General features: G+C 64.0%; 13 protein-coding genes. 6 read left to right on the top strand and 7 right to left on the bottom strand.

What is annotated here, in order from left to right; genetic code table 11:
- The first annotated feature begins 84 nt into the window (after positions 1–84).
- The 5 genes from AAFO92_RS11435 (at position 85) to AAFO92_RS11415 (ending at position 5014) form a co-directional block, all read left to right on the top strand.
- Complete coding sequence (locus tag AAFO92_RS11435; RefSeq protein WP_347535159.1) at positions 85–567, top strand: tetratricopeptide repeat protein; 483 nt, start codon at positions 85–87, stop codon at positions 565–567.
- Positions 568–585: 18 nt separating this feature from the next.
- On the top strand, positions 586–3414 hold the full coding sequence (locus tag AAFO92_RS11430; RefSeq protein ID WP_347535157.1) for a helicase-related protein: 2829 nt from the start codon (positions 586–588) through the stop codon (positions 3412–3414).
- Entirely contained in the window at positions 3415–3798 is a 384-nt protein-coding gene (locus tag AAFO92_RS11425; RefSeq protein ID WP_347535155.1) for an RNA-binding S4 domain-containing protein, read from the top strand. It begins immediately after the preceding gene.
- A gap of 74 nt (positions 3799–3872) precedes the next feature.
- Positions 3873–4211, top strand: coding sequence for a ferredoxin FdxA (gene fdxA / locus AAFO92_RS11420; RefSeq protein ID WP_005849180.1), 339 nt, complete (start codon positions 3873–3875; stop codon positions 4209–4211).
- Positions 4212–4504: 293 nt separating this feature from the next.
- Positions 4505–5014, top strand: a complete 510-nt coding sequence (locus AAFO92_RS11415; RefSeq protein ID WP_306115687.1) for a CarD family transcriptional regulator — start codon at positions 4505–4507, stop codon at positions 5012–5014.
- Between the two features lie 60 nt (positions 5015–5074).
- On the opposite strand, the gene cobS is transcribed toward AAFO92_RS11415, so the two are convergent.
- Positions 5075–5833, bottom strand: coding sequence for an adenosylcobinamide-GDP ribazoletransferase (gene cobS / locus AAFO92_RS11410; protein WP_347535152.1), 759 nt, complete (start codon positions 5831–5833; stop codon positions 5075–5077).
- Positions 5834–5912: 79 nt separating this feature from the next.
- On the opposite strand from cobS, the gene cobT reads away from it, so the two are divergent.
- Positions 5913–6929, top strand: coding sequence for a nicotinate-nucleotide--dimethylbenzimidazole phosphoribosyltransferase (cobT, locus tag AAFO92_RS11405; RefSeq protein ID WP_347535150.1), 1017 nt, complete (start codon positions 5913–5915; stop codon positions 6927–6929).
- Here cobT and AAFO92_RS11400 read toward each other — a convergent pair whose 3' ends face one another.
- From AAFO92_RS11400 to AAFO92_RS11375, 6 genes are all read right to left on the bottom strand, one after another.
- Positions 6930–8897 carry a cation:proton antiporter gene (locus tag AAFO92_RS11400; RefSeq protein ID WP_347535148.1) on the bottom strand — a complete coding sequence of 656 codons (1968 nt, stop codon included), beginning with the start codon at positions 8895–8897 and terminating at the stop codon, positions 6930–6932. It abuts the gene before it with no gap.
- 130 nt (positions 8898–9027) lie between these two features.
- Positions 9028–11523, bottom strand: a complete 2496-nt coding sequence (locus tag AAFO92_RS11395) for a hypothetical protein (protein ID WP_347535146.1) — start codon at positions 11521–11523, stop codon at positions 9028–9030.
- Positions 11524–11670: 147 nt separating this feature from the next.
- Positions 11671–12966: an O-acetylhomoserine aminocarboxypropyltransferase/cysteine synthase family protein gene (locus AAFO92_RS11390; protein ID WP_347535144.1), complete on the bottom strand. Its 1296-nt coding sequence runs from the start codon at positions 12964–12966 to the stop codon at positions 11671–11673.
- Positions 12967–13045: 79 nt separating this feature from the next.
- The gene (locus AAFO92_RS11385; protein ID WP_347535142.1) at positions 13046–13417 is read right to left on the bottom strand and encodes a hypothetical protein; all 372 of its coding nucleotides are present in this window, start codon (positions 13415–13417) and stop codon (positions 13046–13048) included.
- A gap of 176 nt (positions 13418–13593) precedes the next feature.
- The gene (locus AAFO92_RS11380) at positions 13594–14601 is read right to left on the bottom strand and encodes a hypothetical protein (protein ID WP_347535140.1); all 1008 of its coding nucleotides are present in this window, start codon (positions 14599–14601) and stop codon (positions 13594–13596) included.
- Positions 14602–14694: 93 nt separating this feature from the next.
- Positions 14695–16212, bottom strand: a complete 1518-nt coding sequence (locus AAFO92_RS11375) for a sulfatase-like hydrolase/transferase (protein WP_347535138.1) — start codon at positions 16210–16212, stop codon at positions 14695–14697.
- Between the last annotated feature and the right edge of the window lie 8 nt (positions 16213–16220).

Here is a 16220-nt window from a genome sequence, read left to right as displayed (position 1 = left end):
GTTATGAGCGCACTGAATCACTTCCTCAAGAATACCGTTGCGGCATTTGTCGCGATAGTCATGTTTTCCTTACCTTGCGCTGCCGTGGACCAGGCCCGTCTGGACCAGCTTTATGCGCAGTTGAAGCAGGCTGAACCGGCTGAGGCGAAGAAAATCGGCAATGAAATCATACTGGAACTGTCCCGGTCGGGCTCTTCCGCGATGGACCTGCTGCTGAAACGCGGGCGCGATGCGCTGGAGGCCGGTGAGACGCAGGCGGCCATCGAACATCTTACCGCGCTCACCGATCATGCACCGGAATTCGCCGAGGGCTGGCATCTGCGGGCGGTGGCCTATCGTCAGGCCGAACTGTTCGGTCAGGCAGTGTCCGACCTGGAGCGCGCGCTGACCTTGCGCCCGCGCAACTTCGAGGCGATCTACGGGCTGGGGGTTCTCTTGGAAGAGTTAAACCGGCCTGAAATGGCCTATGAGGCATATTCGCGCGTTTTCGAGATCCATCCCCATTACGAAGACATATCTGACGTGCTGGACCGGTTGAGCGCGACGTTGGGCGGCGAAGACCTCTGACAGAAACGGAGCAGGCCGATGGCCGAGCAGTCACGGATCCTGGCAGTGCTGGGGCCTACGAATACGGGCAAGACCCACTACGCGATCGAGCGGATGCTGGGCTATCCGACCGGGGTGATCGGCTTGCCGCTGCGCCTGTTGGCGCGCGAGGTCTACGACAAGATCGTCGCCATTCGCGGCCCGTCGGTGGTGGCACTGGTCACGGGCGAAGAGCGGATCGTGCCGGAACGTACGAAATACTGGGTCTGCACCGTCGAAGCGATGCCGGAGGGGATGGGGGCGGATTTCGTTGCGGTCGATGAAATCCAGCTCTGCGCCGACCCCGAACGCGGCCATGTCTTTACCGATCGGCTGCTGAAGATGCGGGGATTGCGCGAAACCCAATTCCTGGGCGCGCAGACCATGCGGCCCACCATCGCCGCGCTGGTGCCCGGGGTCGTGTTCCTGGGCCGCGAGCGGATGTCGCAACTGACATATGTGGGCCCCAGGAAGATCAGCAAGATGCCCGCGCGCAGCGCCATTGTCGGGTTTTCCGTCGATAACGTCTATGCCATTGCCGAGCTGTTGCGGCGCCAGAAGGGCGGCGCGGCGGTGGTCATGGGCGCGCTTAGCCCACGCACGCGCAACGCGCAGGTCGATCTCTACCAGAATGGCGATGTGGATTACCTGGTGGCGACCGATGCGATCGGGATGGGGCTGAACCTGGACATCAACCATGTCGCGTTTTCGAGCCTGACCAAGTTCGATGGCCTCCGGATGCGGCAACTTGCCCCGAACGAGCTGGCGCAGATAGCCGGGCGCGCGGGCAGGGGGATGAGCCACGGCACCTTCGGGGTCACGGGCGAGGCGCCCGACCTGCCCGATGAAGTGGCGCGCGCGATCATGGACCACCGGTTCACGCCGATCCGGAAACTGGAATGGCGCAATTCGGACCTGGCCTTCGGTTCGGTCGACGGGCTGATCGGCGCGCTCGAGGCCAGGCCGCAGCATGAATTGCTGTCGCGTGGGCGCGAGGCGGATGACCTGCGCGCGCTCAGGGCCTTGTCAGAGCAGGCGGAAATCCGCGCGCGTGCCGGGGACGGCCCGTCGGTGAGGTTGCTCTGGGATGTCTGCCGGGTTCCCGATTTCCGCGGCATCAGCCCGGCGGAACATGCGGGCCTTCTGGGCGTTATCTATAATGACCTGCATGAAAAGGGCCGCATTTCAGAGGATTGGCTGGCCCGGCAGGTCCGGCGGATCGACCGGACCGATGGCGATATCGACACATTATCGACACGGTTGGCTTATATCCGCACCTGGACCTACGTGGCGCAACGAAAAGGCTGGGTCGAGGACGAAAACCATTGGCGGGGCGCAACGCGCGCTGTAGAAGACCGCCTGTCGGATGCGCTGCACGAGCGTCTGACCCAGAGATTTGTGGACCGGCGCACATCCGTGCTCTTGCGCCGGCTCAAGCAGAAGGAGGCCATGGTGGCCGAAGTAAACGAGAGTGGCGAAGTAACGGTCGAGGGCGAATTTGTCGGTCGGCTGGAAGGATTCAGGTTTATTCAGGACAAGGGCGCCGCGGGGCAGGAGGCCAAGACCGTCGCGCAGGCCAGCCTGCAGGCGCTGGCGCCGCATTTTCACCTGAAGGCGGACCGGTTCTATAATGCACCCGATACCGAGATCGACTTTACCGAACAGGGCGGGCTGATGTGGGGTACCGATGCGGTGGGCAAACTGACCGCCGGGGCGGACCCGCTGAAACCGCAGGCGGTGGCCTTTGTCGATGACGAGGCCGGTGCCGATGTCGCCGCGAAAGTGCAGCGCCGGCTGCAGCATTTCATCGATCGCAAGATCGCCACCCTGTTCGAACCGCTCTTGAACATCCAGCGCGATGAGACGCTGACCGGTCAGGCGCGCGGTTTCGGGTTCCGAATGGTCGAGAATTTCGGCATCATCCCTCGCGGCGACGTGGCGGACGAGGTCAAGGCGCTGGATCAGGACGCAAGGGGCGCGCTGCGCAAACACGGCGTCCGGTTTGGCCAGTTCACCGTTTTCATGCCCTTGCTTCTGAAACCCGCGCCGACACGGCTGAGACTGGTATTATGGTCCCTGGCCAATGGGTTGGAAGAGTTTCCTGAAGCGCCGCCACCGGGTTTGGTCACGGTCCCGGCGGGCGACGCCGGTGCGGCGCCCCGGTCTTATCACGCGATGTCGGGCTATCGCGCCGCCGGCGAGCGTGCGATCCGGATCGACATGCTGGAACGCCTGGCCGACATGCTGCGGACCGAGGACAGCCGGGCCGGGTTCGAGGCCAAGGCGGATATGCTGTCGATCACCGGGATGACGCTGGAGCAGTTTGCCGATCTGATGCAGGGCCTGGGATATCGGGCCGAACGTGGCGAGCGCGAAAAGGTCAAGCCGGTGGACAAGGCGATGGCCGATCCCGCCGCCAAAGAGGCGCCGGCGCCCGAGGGTGCAGCAGATACCGTCGCCGAGGCGATCCCCGACGAAGGCTCGGCCCCCGTCGCTGCCGAACCGTCCGATGCCGCCAAGGTGCCGGCGGATATTCCCGCCGAGAGCGAGGGCGAACTGCCCCCGGGGACGACCCCCGACGCGGCGGAAAGCGACAGCGCGCCCGAAATCGAGGTTTTCTACACTTTCAGCTGGGCGCAAAAACCGCGCGGCAAGCGGCCGCAGCAGGACCGCAAGCCCCGTGGCAAGGGCAAACCAGCCAAGGGCAAACCGCGCGGTCCGCAGGACAAGGGCGCGAAATCCTATTCCTCGAAGCCGCAGAAAAAGGACCGCATCGATCCCGACAACCCGTTTGCGGCGGCTCTGATGGGGTTGAAGGACAAAAGTTGAATGGCGACGGCCGGAGCCGGAAAACTTCGCCTGGACAAGTGGTTATGGCACGCGCGGTTCTTCAAGACGCGCAGCCTGGCAGCGCGGGAGGTCAGCGCCGGGCATGTGCGTGTCAACGGCGCCCGTGTCAGCAAGCCCGCGCATCAGGTTGGCGCCGATGATGTGCTGACCTTTCCGCAGGCGCGGGTGATACGGGTTGTGCGGATCGTGGCCCTGGGCACCCGCCGCGGCCCCGCCCCCGAGGCGCAGGCGCTTTACGAGGACATGACGCCGGCCGCCGGCGGAACGGAAACACAGGAAAATCGTCCAGCCGCGCCGCGTTACGAGGGAAAAGGTCGGCCAACCAAGAAAGATCGCCGCAAACTCGATCTGAATAAGCCCTGAACCGCGCCCGGGCGCTTGAATGATCTCCGGCTCTGGATTAGGTGGGGGCTGCGCAATCAATTCACGAGACCCAGATGACTTATATCGTCAACGATGCCTGCATTGCCTGCAAATACACCGACTGCGTCGAAGTATGCCCGGTGGATTGCTTCTATGAGGGTGAGAACATGCTGGTCATCCACCCCGACGAGTGCATTGACTGCGGCGTGTGCGAACCCGAATGCCCGGCGGACGCAATCCGTCCCGATACCGAGCCCGACATGGAAAAATGGGTCGAGTTCAACCGCAAATATTCAGAGCTGTGGCCCGTCATCATCACCAAGAAGGATCCGCTGCCCGAGGCCGAAGAGCGTGATGGCGAAGAAGGCAAGCTGGAGAAATACTTCTCCGAAGCGCCGGGCGAGGGTGGCTGAGCGAACTGAACTGATTCGTTTTCCCCTGGTGCGGAAAATGTGCCTCTGAACCATAACCACAAGCGTTCAAAGGCTTAATTTGACACACTCCGCGGGCAAAGCGCACCCGCCGGGCTTTCGCAAGACGCGATTTTGTGATATACAGTTGTTACAAATGTAGATACCCGCCAGATATCCAAATGCCCGCACAGCAGTTCGGGGTTGGATTTCTTTGCGTCAGAGAAACCCGTTAACGGCAAATTACCGGGAGTTCTGGACGCAAGGCTGGCATTACCCGCACGAGGAAAACCTGAATGAGCAAATCCAAGAAGTTCGAGTTTCGGCCTGATGACTATGTCGTATATCCCGCGCATGGCGTTGGCCAGATCGTTTCGATCGAAGAGCAGGAAATCGCCGGCATCACGCTGGAACTGTTTGTGATTTCATTTGAGAAAGACAAGATGACCCTGCGTGTGCCCACCAACAAGGCGACCGAGATCGGGATGCGCAGCCTGTCGAGCCCGGACGTGGTCTCGAAGGCGATGACCACGCTCAAGGGCAAGGCCAAGGTGAAGCGCGCCATGTGGTCGCGCCGGGCGCAGGAATATGAACAAAAGATCAATTCCGGCGACCTGATCGCGATTGCCGAGGTCGTCCGCGACCTGCACCGCACCGACGATCAGCGCGAGCAGAGCTATTCCGAGCGTCAGCTTTACGAGGCGGCGCTTGAGCGTCTGACCCGCGAAGTCGCGGCGGTCAGCGGCGGCGACGAGGTAGAAGCCACCAAGCAGGTGGATGACGTACTGGTTTCGCGCGCTGCGTGAACCGGCGTCAGTTGGCAACTGATGGACCGCGCCCCTGGTGGGCGCGGTTTTTTTGCGCGGTCATGCCAGCAGGCTGAACAGTACCGCGATTTCGGCGATCTGCTGACAGGCGCCCAGGATGTCACCGGTCTGGCCGCCGATCTTCCGCCGGGCAAGCCGGGCCACGACCAGCGCCATCAAGGCCGCCCAGACCACCAGCCCGAATGCCGCCACGCCGGTCAGCAGCAGCGCCAGCAGCGCGGCGATGGCCCAGGCGACCCATGCGGCGGGTTTTGGCGGCGCCCCGACGCTGTGGGACAGGCCGGACGGGCGGGCATGGGGCAGATAGGCCATCAGCGTCGGCATCGTGGCGCGTGACAGCGCGGCACTGACGATCAGCCCCGCGCCGGCCACGCCCGGACCGGCCTGAAACAACAGCCACAGGGCGCTCCAGCGCGCGGCAGTTGCCAGGATCAGCGCGATCACGCCGTACGTGCCGATATGGCTGTCTTTCATGATCTCCAGCCGCGCCTCACGCGTCCAGCCGCCCCAGAACCCGTCCGCCGTGTCGGCAAGCCCGTCTTCGTGCATGGCGCCGGTCAGAACGATCAGCGTGGCGAGCGACAGCAGCGCGCTGAGTGCCGGTGGCAGGCCCAGCCAATGGGCGATGGTGCCGGTCATCGCCGCCAGCCCGCCCACGATCAGGCCCACCAGTGGATAGGCCCAGACCGCCGCCGCGCCGCGGCTGTTGTCGGTGTCGGTCAGGGGCAGGCGGGTCAGCAGCCCGATCGCCCGGGCGATATCCGCAGCCTCCATCAGTCTGGTGTCGTTTTTCGCCATGCCCGGGTGTCTTTTCCGCTGTGTCTGTTGACCGGCCTGCGATACACAGGCCACAGCCAACATGCAACGAGCAAGCCCCATGACCCAAGATTTCTCGACCCTGGCGGGTTTTGCCCAAGTGCTGCAGGACATGCCGGTAATCGAGGCCGAGGCCCGCGCCGCGGCGATGGCGCGCAACGCGCAGCTGACCAAACCGCCCGGCGCGCTGGGCCGGCTTGAGGAGCTGGCCGCCTGGTATGCCGGGTGGCGGGGTGATCCGCGCCCCCGGATCCAACGGCCGCAGGTTGTTATCTTTGCCGGCAATCACGGGGTCACGGCCAAGGGCGTTTCGGCCTTTCCGCCCGAGGTGACGGCGCAGATGGTGGCGAATTTCCGTCAGGGCGGTGCCGCGATCAACCAGCTTGCCAAGGTTTATGGTGCCCGGATGGATGTGCACGCGCTGTCACTGGACCGGCCCACGGCGGATTTCACCGACGGGCCGGCGATGTCCGAGGCAGAATGCGTCGAAGCGCTGCATGTGGGCTGGAACGCCGTGAATGCGGACAGTGATCTGCTGGTTACCGGTGAGATGGGGATCGGCAATACGACCAGCGCCGCGGCGATCGCGCTGGCCCTTTTCGGGGGCGAAGCCCAGGTGTGGACCGGGGCGGGCACCGGGATGGATGCAGCGGGTATCGCGCTCAAGGCCCGCGTGGTCGCCGCGGGGCTTGCGCGGAATCCCTCGGCGCGGGGCAATGGGCTTGAGGCGCTGCGCTGCCTTGGCGGGCGTGAACTTGCGGCGATGGCCGGGGCCATTGCACGGGCGCGGATGCTGCGCATTCCGGTGATCCTGGACGGGTTCATCTGTGGCGCCGCGGCGGCCTGCCTGCACGCGGAATGCGCCGAAACGCTGGATCACTGCGTGGCCGGGCACCTGAGCTCCGAGGCCGCTCACGCGGCGTTGCTGGCGCGGATGGGCAAGACGCCCCTGCTGGCGCTGGAAATGCGTCTGGGCGAGGGATCGGGCGCCGCGCTTGCCATCGGGGTGCTGAAGGGGGCCGTCGCCTGCCATTCCGGCATGGCCACCTTTGCCGAGGCCGGGGTGAGCGGGGGCTAGTCAGGCCTTGGCCTTGCGCTCGGTCTTGTCGCGGTCTGCCTGCTGGGCAACGGATTCCTCGAGCTGCGAAAGCAGCATCGTCTGCAAATCCTTTTCCAGTTCCAGGGCGCGGGCGATATATTCGGAATTCTCGACGGTCGGGATATCCGGATTCCACAAGGCGGCCAGCTCTCGTACCGATTGCCTGTCGTGCTGGTAGAAGGACTTTTCGAGTTCCGACGCCTCGAATTCGCTAAGCCCTATGTTTTCAAGCACGTAGCGCCCCGCGCGCAGGGAGCTGTCGAAAAGTTCGCGCACGATGTCGTTGGCACCGGCCTGATAGAGGCGGAATACATGCGTGCGGTCGCGGGCGCGGGCCACGATGTGCAGGTCGGGGCGTTCGCGCCGGGCAAAGCTGACCAGGCGAACTGCGGCATCGGTATCGTCGACCGCGACCACCAGCACCTTGGCCTCTTTCAACCCGGCAGCCATGAGAAGTTCAGGCCGCGACGGATCGCCAAAGAAGCCCTTCACGCCAAACCGGCGCATCCGCTGGATCGCCGCCAGATCATGGTCCAGCACGACGGTATCAAACCCGCTGGACCGGACCAGGCGGTTCACGATCTGTCCGAACCGGCCGATACCGGCGATGATCACCGGTCCGCCGTGGTCGATCTCGTCGGGTTCGTACTCTTCCTTGACATCCTCGATCCGGTGCGAGAGCCAGTCATAGAGGATGAAGAGCAGGGGCGTGATGAGCATCGTCAGCGCCACGACCAGCAGCAGCAGTTCGGTCATCTCGCGCGGGATCACGTTGGTCTGGCTGGAAAAGGAAATCAGGACAAAGCCGAATTCGCCGGCCTGCGCCAGCGACAGGGTGAACAGCCAAAGGTCGCGACCGCGGAGTTTGAAGATCCGGCCCAGACCGTAGAGCACGGCGCCCTTGAGCAGGATGATCGCCAGGGCGAGTCCGACAACGATGATGAATTCGCGGAACAGGACGGTAAAGTTGATGCCTGCGCCCACGGTGATGAAAAAGAGCCCCAGCAACAATCCCTTGAAGGGTGCGATGTCGCTTTCCAGCTCGTGCCGGAATTCGCTGCTGGCCAGGACCACGCCGGCCAGAAACGCCCCGAGCGCCGGCGAAAGCCCGACCAGGTTCATCAGGAAGGCGATGCCGACCACGATCAGCAGGGCCAGCGCCGTGTACATCTCGCGCAGCCGGGCGGCATGGATGAACCGGAACACCGGCTGCGTTAGGTAGATACCGGTCAAAATGATGGCCGCGACAGCCCCGATCGTGACCAGTGTCACCCCCCATCCGGGCAGGCTTTGGATGAACGAGACGGCCGCCTCATGGGTTGCGTTGGCCGCCTCATGGGTAGCGTTGGCGGCCTCGTGGCCGCTCTCGGCATGGGCGGCGTCACCGTCTTCGGTCTGTTTCAGGGCGTCCTCAAGCACCTCTGCCGGTTCTCTGGGCAGCGCCAGAAGCGGCAGAAGCGCCAACATCGGGATGACGGCGATATCCTGCGTCAACAGCACCGAGAAGGATGAGCGCCCGCCGCCGGTCTGCATCAGCCCCTTTTCCGACAGCGTCTGCAATACGATCGCGGTGGATGACAGTGCAAAAATCAACCCGATGGCCAGCGACACGCTCCAGACCTGGCCCAGGGCCATCGCGCCGATCAGCACCAGCAGCGTGGTGACGCCGATTTGCAGCCCGCCAAGGCCCAACAGCCTGTGGCGCATGTCCCAAAGTGCCTTGGGTTCCAGTTCCAGACCGATGAGGAACAGCATCATGACCACGCCAAACTCGGCAAAGTGCTGCAGTTCGGCGGTCTCGTGTCCTACCAGGCCAAAAACCGGACCGATCAGGATGCCCGCCGCGATGTAACCCAGAACCGACCCCAGACCCAGACGCGCTGCCAGCGGTACGGCAATGACCGCCGCAGCCAGGTAGATCGAGGTCTGAAACAGAAAGCCTTCCATCAGCGGGTCCTTTGTTGGCGACCTGACCGGATGCCGTCCAATGCAATTGGATAAGTAGAATTTGTCACTGCCGGGTCTGATGAAAGTCTATTTGGTTCTGCTGGGTTTACAAGCTTCAGCTTGGCCCGGCCTAACCTTTCGGCATCTTCAGCACGACATTGCGCCCGCCTTTCTGGTACCTCAATTCGCTGTCGCCGATGGCCGAGACCTTGCCGCCGTCCAGCCGGTCGCCGACCTTGACCTTGCGGTAGCGCCCGTTCGACAGGCGCACCAGGGCGCGGCGGCTGCTGGGGGCGCCGTAGACACCGATCAGGTTGACCTTGCGCAGTTTCAGCACGTTGCGCTCCGTGGCCTGTCTTGCCACGCTGGTCGAGGTCGGGATGCGCGGGGCGACCTTTTGCGCGGCGCTGACCGCGACGGTCTGCTGGCTCTCGGTGCTTTGCCGGACGATCCGGTCGAAATTCCTCGGGCGGGTATTGGGCTTGAGCGACGAGGCCACGGCCTGCGGTGTTGCCGAGGCAAAGCCGGTGTCGGTCTGTACCGCCTCGGTTACCGCGCTGTTGACCGCATCAAGGTCGATGAAGGGTTCGGCCGCGGCGGTTGTGGCCGCCGCCTGTTGCGCGGCCAGCTCGGCCGCCTCCTGCGCGCTTTGCGGGCGCAGCTTGGGCCTCAGCACGGCCAGTTCGGTGCGGGTCCGACCGCTCAGCGCGCCGCGCTCGATCTGTTCCGCCAGATCGGCGGGGCGGTCTTTCGGGCGGGTTTCGGCCTGTTGCAGATCCTGCGGTTCCGGCGGTTCAACGACCTCTTCGACCCGTTCGCGCCTGAGCATCGCCACCGGGCGCACCGGCGGCTGTCCGGCAAAAACGCGAATACCATCGGGCGTCAGCGCGCCCTCGGCCGTGGCCACCACCAGACCGCGCGCGTCCAGCGCAAAGGTTGTACCGGCACCGGCCGGCGAATTCGGCGTCGCTGGGCGTTCATCTGCCTTCAGCAATGCAACATCGGGCAGGGCCACCGCATCCTCGATCGTGATGTTGCGGTCAATCGAGGTCTGGTAGAACTCCTCGATGCTGCCCGCGGCCGGCACCCCGGATTGCTCGGGCGCAACAAGCCATATGCCGGTGGCGGCATAGCGCGCACGTGCCTCGTCCTCGGTCAGTTCGGCCGGTTTGGGCTGGCTGAGCGCCTCGCGCAGCGCGTCATCCACATCCTCGGTAGAGGGGGTCAGCGCGGCGACGACAGCCTCCTCGCCGCCGGATTGTGACTGTAGCCCGCCGGTTTCGGGCAGGGCCGGCACCTGCGCCACCGTCACCTCGGGTTCGCTGCGGAAGAAACCGGCCAGCCCGTCATCCATGAAGATCGACGCCCAGGCGGCGACGCCTGCCAGGAAAAGCAGCAGCACGGCGGTCAGGATCAGCCCGAGGTATTTCGGCTTGCCGCCCACATCCTCATCGCGGGCGCCAAACACGGTCATCTGCCGGGCTTCGTCCCGGGCGGCCGGCTTAAAGTGCCTGGCTTCCGCCGAAACCCGCCGCTCGCGGGGTTCGGATGGCGCGGGCGGCGCAACGATCGGCGCGCTGCGGCGGGTGGAGAAGGCCCGCGGATCCGGGGCAGGGGCGGCCACAGGTTCCGGCCGGGGCGCTGCAATGCCCGTCGGTTCAGCATCGGGCGCGGCGGGTTTGGGCGCGGGTTCTGCCTCGGTGGCGGTGTTATCCGGTTCGCCGGGCAGGTGGTCGGCGACAACTTCGGCGGACACGGGCACCGGGGTGAAATGCCGCGCCACGCCATCCAGTTTCGGCGCCGACGTCGGGGCATCGCCGCGATGCGCGCGAATGCTGGCAAAGGTCGAGACGCTCGGCGCGTCCCGGGTGGGGTCGGTTTGATCGTCGGGCTGTTCTGCAGGGGCATCCAGTGTTTCGAACGGCGCTGCGGGTTCGGCAAGGCCGCCGACAGGATCGTCCTGGGTGGCCGGGCTGGGCTCGGCCGCCGTTTCCACGGGCGCCGGCGTATCGGCCGCATCACCTTCGGCATCCGCGACTTCGGGCTGGCCTTGTGCCGGCACCGGGTCGGGCAGCCTGGCCGTGCCGATCACCCGGACCGGTACCGGATCACGTTCAACCGGCGCATCCTCGCCCGCGATTTCGGCGGCCAAGGATGTTTCGCCAAAAAACGGCTCACCCTCGAAATGCCCGTTTTCCGGGATGGCGACGAAACTGATGGGATTGAAACGATGTTCTGCCGCAAAGGCCTCTGCCTCGCGCAGAGTCTCGCGTGCGACGGCGGCGACCAGCACCCGATCGCCGTTTTCCGACCAGTCATATACCAGGTCGTCCAGCTGATAGGGCGTGGCCCCTTCGAGGTTCTGCCTGACAAGGCCCGGCAGGTCGTCGGTGCCTGCCTCCGCGGCATCGAAGCTTATATACCTGATCTGGTCGTTGGGGATCACCAGCTTGCTGCGCAACCCGGAGGGATCCAGAGATACCGCCTTTTCGCGCAACCGTCTGAGATCGCTGAGCAGATCCTCGTTGTCGAGCCCGATTTCGCCAACAAGATGCCATCCCGGAAAGGCCCGGTGCAACAGGCCGATCCCTTCAAAGGAGAGGGTCAGGGCAAAATTCGGTTTCATGCTCAACGCTCTAACACTTAGGCACGACCTGAGGGAGGTCAACTCGTACAGAGCGGAATTTACAGCAGTTCCCCGCCGAGGCAAAGCAAAAGCCCCGCACCTTGTGGAAAGAGACCGGCGCGGGGCATTCTTGGGGGCGTCTGCAGGTCAGGCAGACGCCTTGGTCAGGGCCTGATCGAGGTCCGCGATGATGTCATCGACATCCTCGATGCCGATCGAAATGCGCACGACATTGGGGCTGGCGCCGGCGGCTTCCTGCTGTTCGGGTGTCAGCTGCCGGTGGGTGGTGCTGGCCGAGTGGATCACGAGCGAGCGCGTATCGCCCAGATTGGCGACATGGCTGAACAGCTCCAGGCTGTCGACCAGCTTGACGCAGCCGTCATACCCGGCCTTGAGCGCCACGGTGAAAAGCCCGCCCGCGCCCTTGGGGCAGACGGTCTTGACGCGCGCGTTATAGGGCGAGGATTTGAGGCCCGCATAGGTCACGGATTCGATGCGGTCGTCCTTTTCCAGCCATTCGGCCACCGCCTGAGCGTTTTCACAATGGCGATGCATCCGCAGGCTCAGCGTTTCGATCCCCATCAGCGTGTAATGCGCGGCCTGCGGGTTCAGGGTCATGCCCAGATCGCGCAGCCCGATGGCGATGCCGTGAAAGGTAAAGGCCAGCGGCCCGAAGGTTTCGTGGAATTTCAGGCCGTGATAGGCGGGCTCGGGCTGGCTGAGCGACGGGAACTTGTCGCTGGCCGACCAGTCGAACTTGCCTGAATCCACCACGACTCCGCCGGTGACGGTGCCGTTGCCGGTCAGGTACTTGGTCAGCGAATGCACCACCAGCGTGGCGCCGTGTTCGAACGGGCGGCAGAGATAGGGCGTCGCCGACGTGTTGTCGACGATAAGCGGCACGCCCGCCGCGTCCGCCAGTTTTGCCACCGCCGCCAGATCGGCGATATGGCCGCCCGGGTTGGCGATGGATTCGCAGAACACCGCGCGGGTGTTTTCGTCGATCGCACCGCGGATCGCGTCGGCATCGTCGATGTCGACGAACTTCGCCTCCCATCCGAACCGCTTGATCGTCTGGCTGAACTGGGTGACCGAGCCGCCGTAAAGCCGGGTCGACACCACCACGTTCCTGCCCGGCGCCATCAGCGGGAACAGCGCCATGATCTGGGCCGCGTGGCCCGAAGAGCAGCAGACCGCCCCGACGCCGCCCTCCAGCGTGGCGATACGCTCCTGCAACACTGCGACCGTGGGGTTGGTCAGGCGTGAATAGATGAACCCGACCTCTTGCAGGTTAAAGAGCGCGGCGGCGTGTTCGGCATCGCGGAATACATAGGCCGTGGACTGATAGATCGGCGTCTGCCGGGCACCTGTGGCCGGGTCGGGCCGGGCGCCCGCATGAATCTGCAGCGTGTCGAAGCCGTATTCGTTGAGGCGATCAGACATGGTTTATCTCCCTTGAAAACAATTTCCAAAGGGTTAGGGGAAAGCGGAAATCAGGACAACCGCTGTTTTCCGAAATGCCTCAGTCGCCCCGCGACTCGTCCGGGTCACCTTTGGCGGAACTTGCATCAGTTCCCGTCCTCTTGGACGTGTCTATCGCGGTTGCCGGCGCGGATTTCGTGTTGTTTCTCAACCAGGTGTCGATGCCTTTGTGCATGTCCCTGCGGGCGCGGTAGCTGTCGTCTGTATGACCAAAGGTCGCTGTCGAGCCGTCCGGAAAGGTCACGCGATACACGATATCGTCCTCGCTGTCGTAAAAGGCATCATCGGTTGACGTTCTTTCGAATGGGAAATCGTAGCCTCCTCTCGAGACGGTGCCGGTAAGCTTCCGCTCGAAAGTGCAGGCCGTAACAACCAGAAACGAACCAAGTAAAAGCGTAAACAGTATCTTCATTACCATCCCCTTCTAAAAAGGAGTCCCGGCACGCAGCCGCGCCGAAACACCCCCCAATACTTCTCAGGATACCGCCAGATGGATCTTTTGGGAATGCCTGCGCCGATGCAGGACCAGGGCCACACGAAACGGGGCAGCGCGGCCTGCCGGGTTGTCAGACCTGCGAAACCCGGTCGTCAGCGCATCCAGAAACCATTGCGCTTGATCGTGTTGCGGATGGCCTGTTCGCGGCGGGGCAGGTTCTCGCGGTCGAAAAGCGCGCGCACCTTGTGGCCGCGCCCCTGGTAGATCATCCGCTTGATCGGATCGTATTTCTTGACCACTTTCTTGATCCAGTTGGGGGCCGTCACCTGTTCCAGCACCTCGACCACGCGGTCGGCCTCGCGGGCATAAAGCAGGGGCAGAACGCGGTAGTGGCAGGTAATGTCGCCATCCAGCAGGCCCGCGGGCAGGGTATCGCGCCCGCCGCCAAGCGCGTGAATGACCAGCGGCAGCGCCACCTGGTCCAGCCAGGGGTCCAGCTCCTGCACGATCAGTTCGGGCGGGGGATCATCGCGGATGGCCAGGGCATAGTCACGAAAGAGCCGGCCAAACTCGTGCGGGCATTGGTAAAAGAAGAACCCGGCGTTGAAATAGAGGTAGCGCTGCCAGTATTCATCCGGCCAGCGGGTATCGAGCGAACTGCCGAAATCCAGCCCGAATTTGTCATAAAGCGACTTCCAGATCTCGGTATATCCCGGCCCGTAAAGTTCCAGCTTGGGCCAGGTGTCTTCGCGCCGCATGGACGCGGTCGGGCGGCTGAAATCGAACGGCACGGTGGCAATGTCGCCGGTTACCAGCGTATCGGTGTCGAAGAACACGAATGGTTCGCCCTTCGGCAGGGCAAGCAGCGCCTCGATCTTGTTGCCATGGGGGTAGGTCTCGCCGAAATGGGTATTGTCGAACGGGACAATCTGGGCATCAAGGCGTTCCAGCAATGCGCGGGTATCGTCACCGCGGATCCTTGGATCATTCTGCCACCGGGGGCCGGGCTGGGGTTCGGCGACGATGAGGCGGCCGGTGAAATCCGGGCTGCTGGCGCGCAGCGACGCGGCAAAGATGACCGCCTCGTATTGCAGGCGGCCGCCCTGGCCGATGACCACGATGTTGTAGGATTGGTGGTTTGATCTTGCCCGCCGGGCCATTGGTCGTCCGCTTCTGCCTGTCTGCCTGCGGGCAGTATAGGGGTTTGTCCGCCGCAAAGAAGGGGGCAGTTGGCGGTATGGATCAGCCTTGCGCTAGCTGCCAGTGACAGGCCCCGCCTCGGTCAGCATCGTCTTGGATAACGTGCTGTCGGGGAAACGCATGCGATGGCCCAGCAGGGCCTGGGTCATCGCCAGCAGATCACCGGCACGGGACGGGTCACCGGCGAGGTTGGCGCGCTCTCCGTCGGTGGCGTGGTCGAACAGGATCGGGGGCAGGGCGCCGCTGAAATGGGTAAGCGTCAGATTGTCCTTGCGCAGGATGGCCAGGGAGGATTCCGCCTCGGTAAGGCCCAACTCCTCCTGCCAGGCGGTCGGCGTTACCGGATCGCCGAACGCCAGTTCCGAATAGCTGGTGTCGCGCCAGTTCTCTGGGCTGTTCCCGGACAGGAAAGACATCAGCGACGCACCGTTGACCGCGCTTGGCGGTGTCCCGCCCAACCAGTCCAGGATCGTCGGCATGACATCGACGGATTCGGTGAACGCGTCGACCGCCGTGCCATGGGCGCCCGGCTGGTAGGGATCGCGGATCACCAGGGGCACATGATAGGCCGCGTCGAACACGCTCATCTTGCCCCAGATGCCGAAATCCCCCAGCATTTCGCCGTGATCCGCGCCGATCACGATCAGTGTATCGTCATATTGGCCGGTATCCTTTAGAAAGCCGATGACGCGGCCGATGTGATGATCGACCTCGGCGGCAAGCCCCAGATACGTGGCGCGCAGGGCCTGGATGTTTTCCGGCGTCTCGTCGAGCGCGTCGAAACCATCGACAGTCCTGATCGCGCGCTGCACCCGCGCGCAGACTTTCAGGAACGGATGGTCCATGCAGCCGGTCTGCGGCGCTTCAGGCAGCGGCAGGACCGCGGGGTCGTGCATGTCGTTATACGGTGCCGGGGCCACAAAGGGCGGGTGCGGGCGGATATAGGTCAGATGCGTGAACCACGGCCGGTCCTTGCGCGTTTGCAGGTTGTTCAGGAACGCATCGGTCAGGAAGGCGGTATCGCTGTCCTCGGCCCAGTAGAACGCCGGGTCGTTCAGGCGCCGCGGCTGTCCGGGTGCGGCCTGCGGTTCGTAAAACCGGGAATAATCCGGCAGATCGTATCCCCTGGCCGCCAGGTGCGCGCGCCAGGGCAGCGATTGTTCCAGCCGCATCTCGATCACTTCTTCAAAGCCGGGCATCACCCCTTCATAAGTGCGTAGCGCGGGGTCGTTCGGATCGTGAACACGCGGATCCAGCGAGGTATCCGAATACCCGAAGAGCAGCGGCAGACGACCCAGCCTTCGTGCTTCGCGCGCAATGTTCGGCGTGTCGTGGCGCAAGGGCGTGCCATTACGTACCGACCGGTGGTTCATCGCGTATTGCCCCGTCAGGATCGAGGCGCGCGACGGGCCGCAAGGGTTGCAAACCGAATAATGCCGCCGGAAGCTGACCGCCTCGTCCATCAACAGCCTCAGGTTCGGAAGACGTGCGTGGTCCGCAAGCGCTCCATGCAGCAGATCCGCGCGCAACTGGTCGATCAGGATGAACAGCACGTTCTGGCGTCGCGCCATCTTGGTGG

It is taken from the genome of Roseovarius sp. CAU 1744 (genome assembly GCF_039839345.1).
GTDB lineage: Bacteria > Pseudomonadota > Alphaproteobacteria > Rhodobacterales > Rhodobacteraceae > Roseovarius.
Note: the sequence above shows the minus strand (reverse complement) of the source record. Positions and strands in the feature narration are given on the sequence as shown.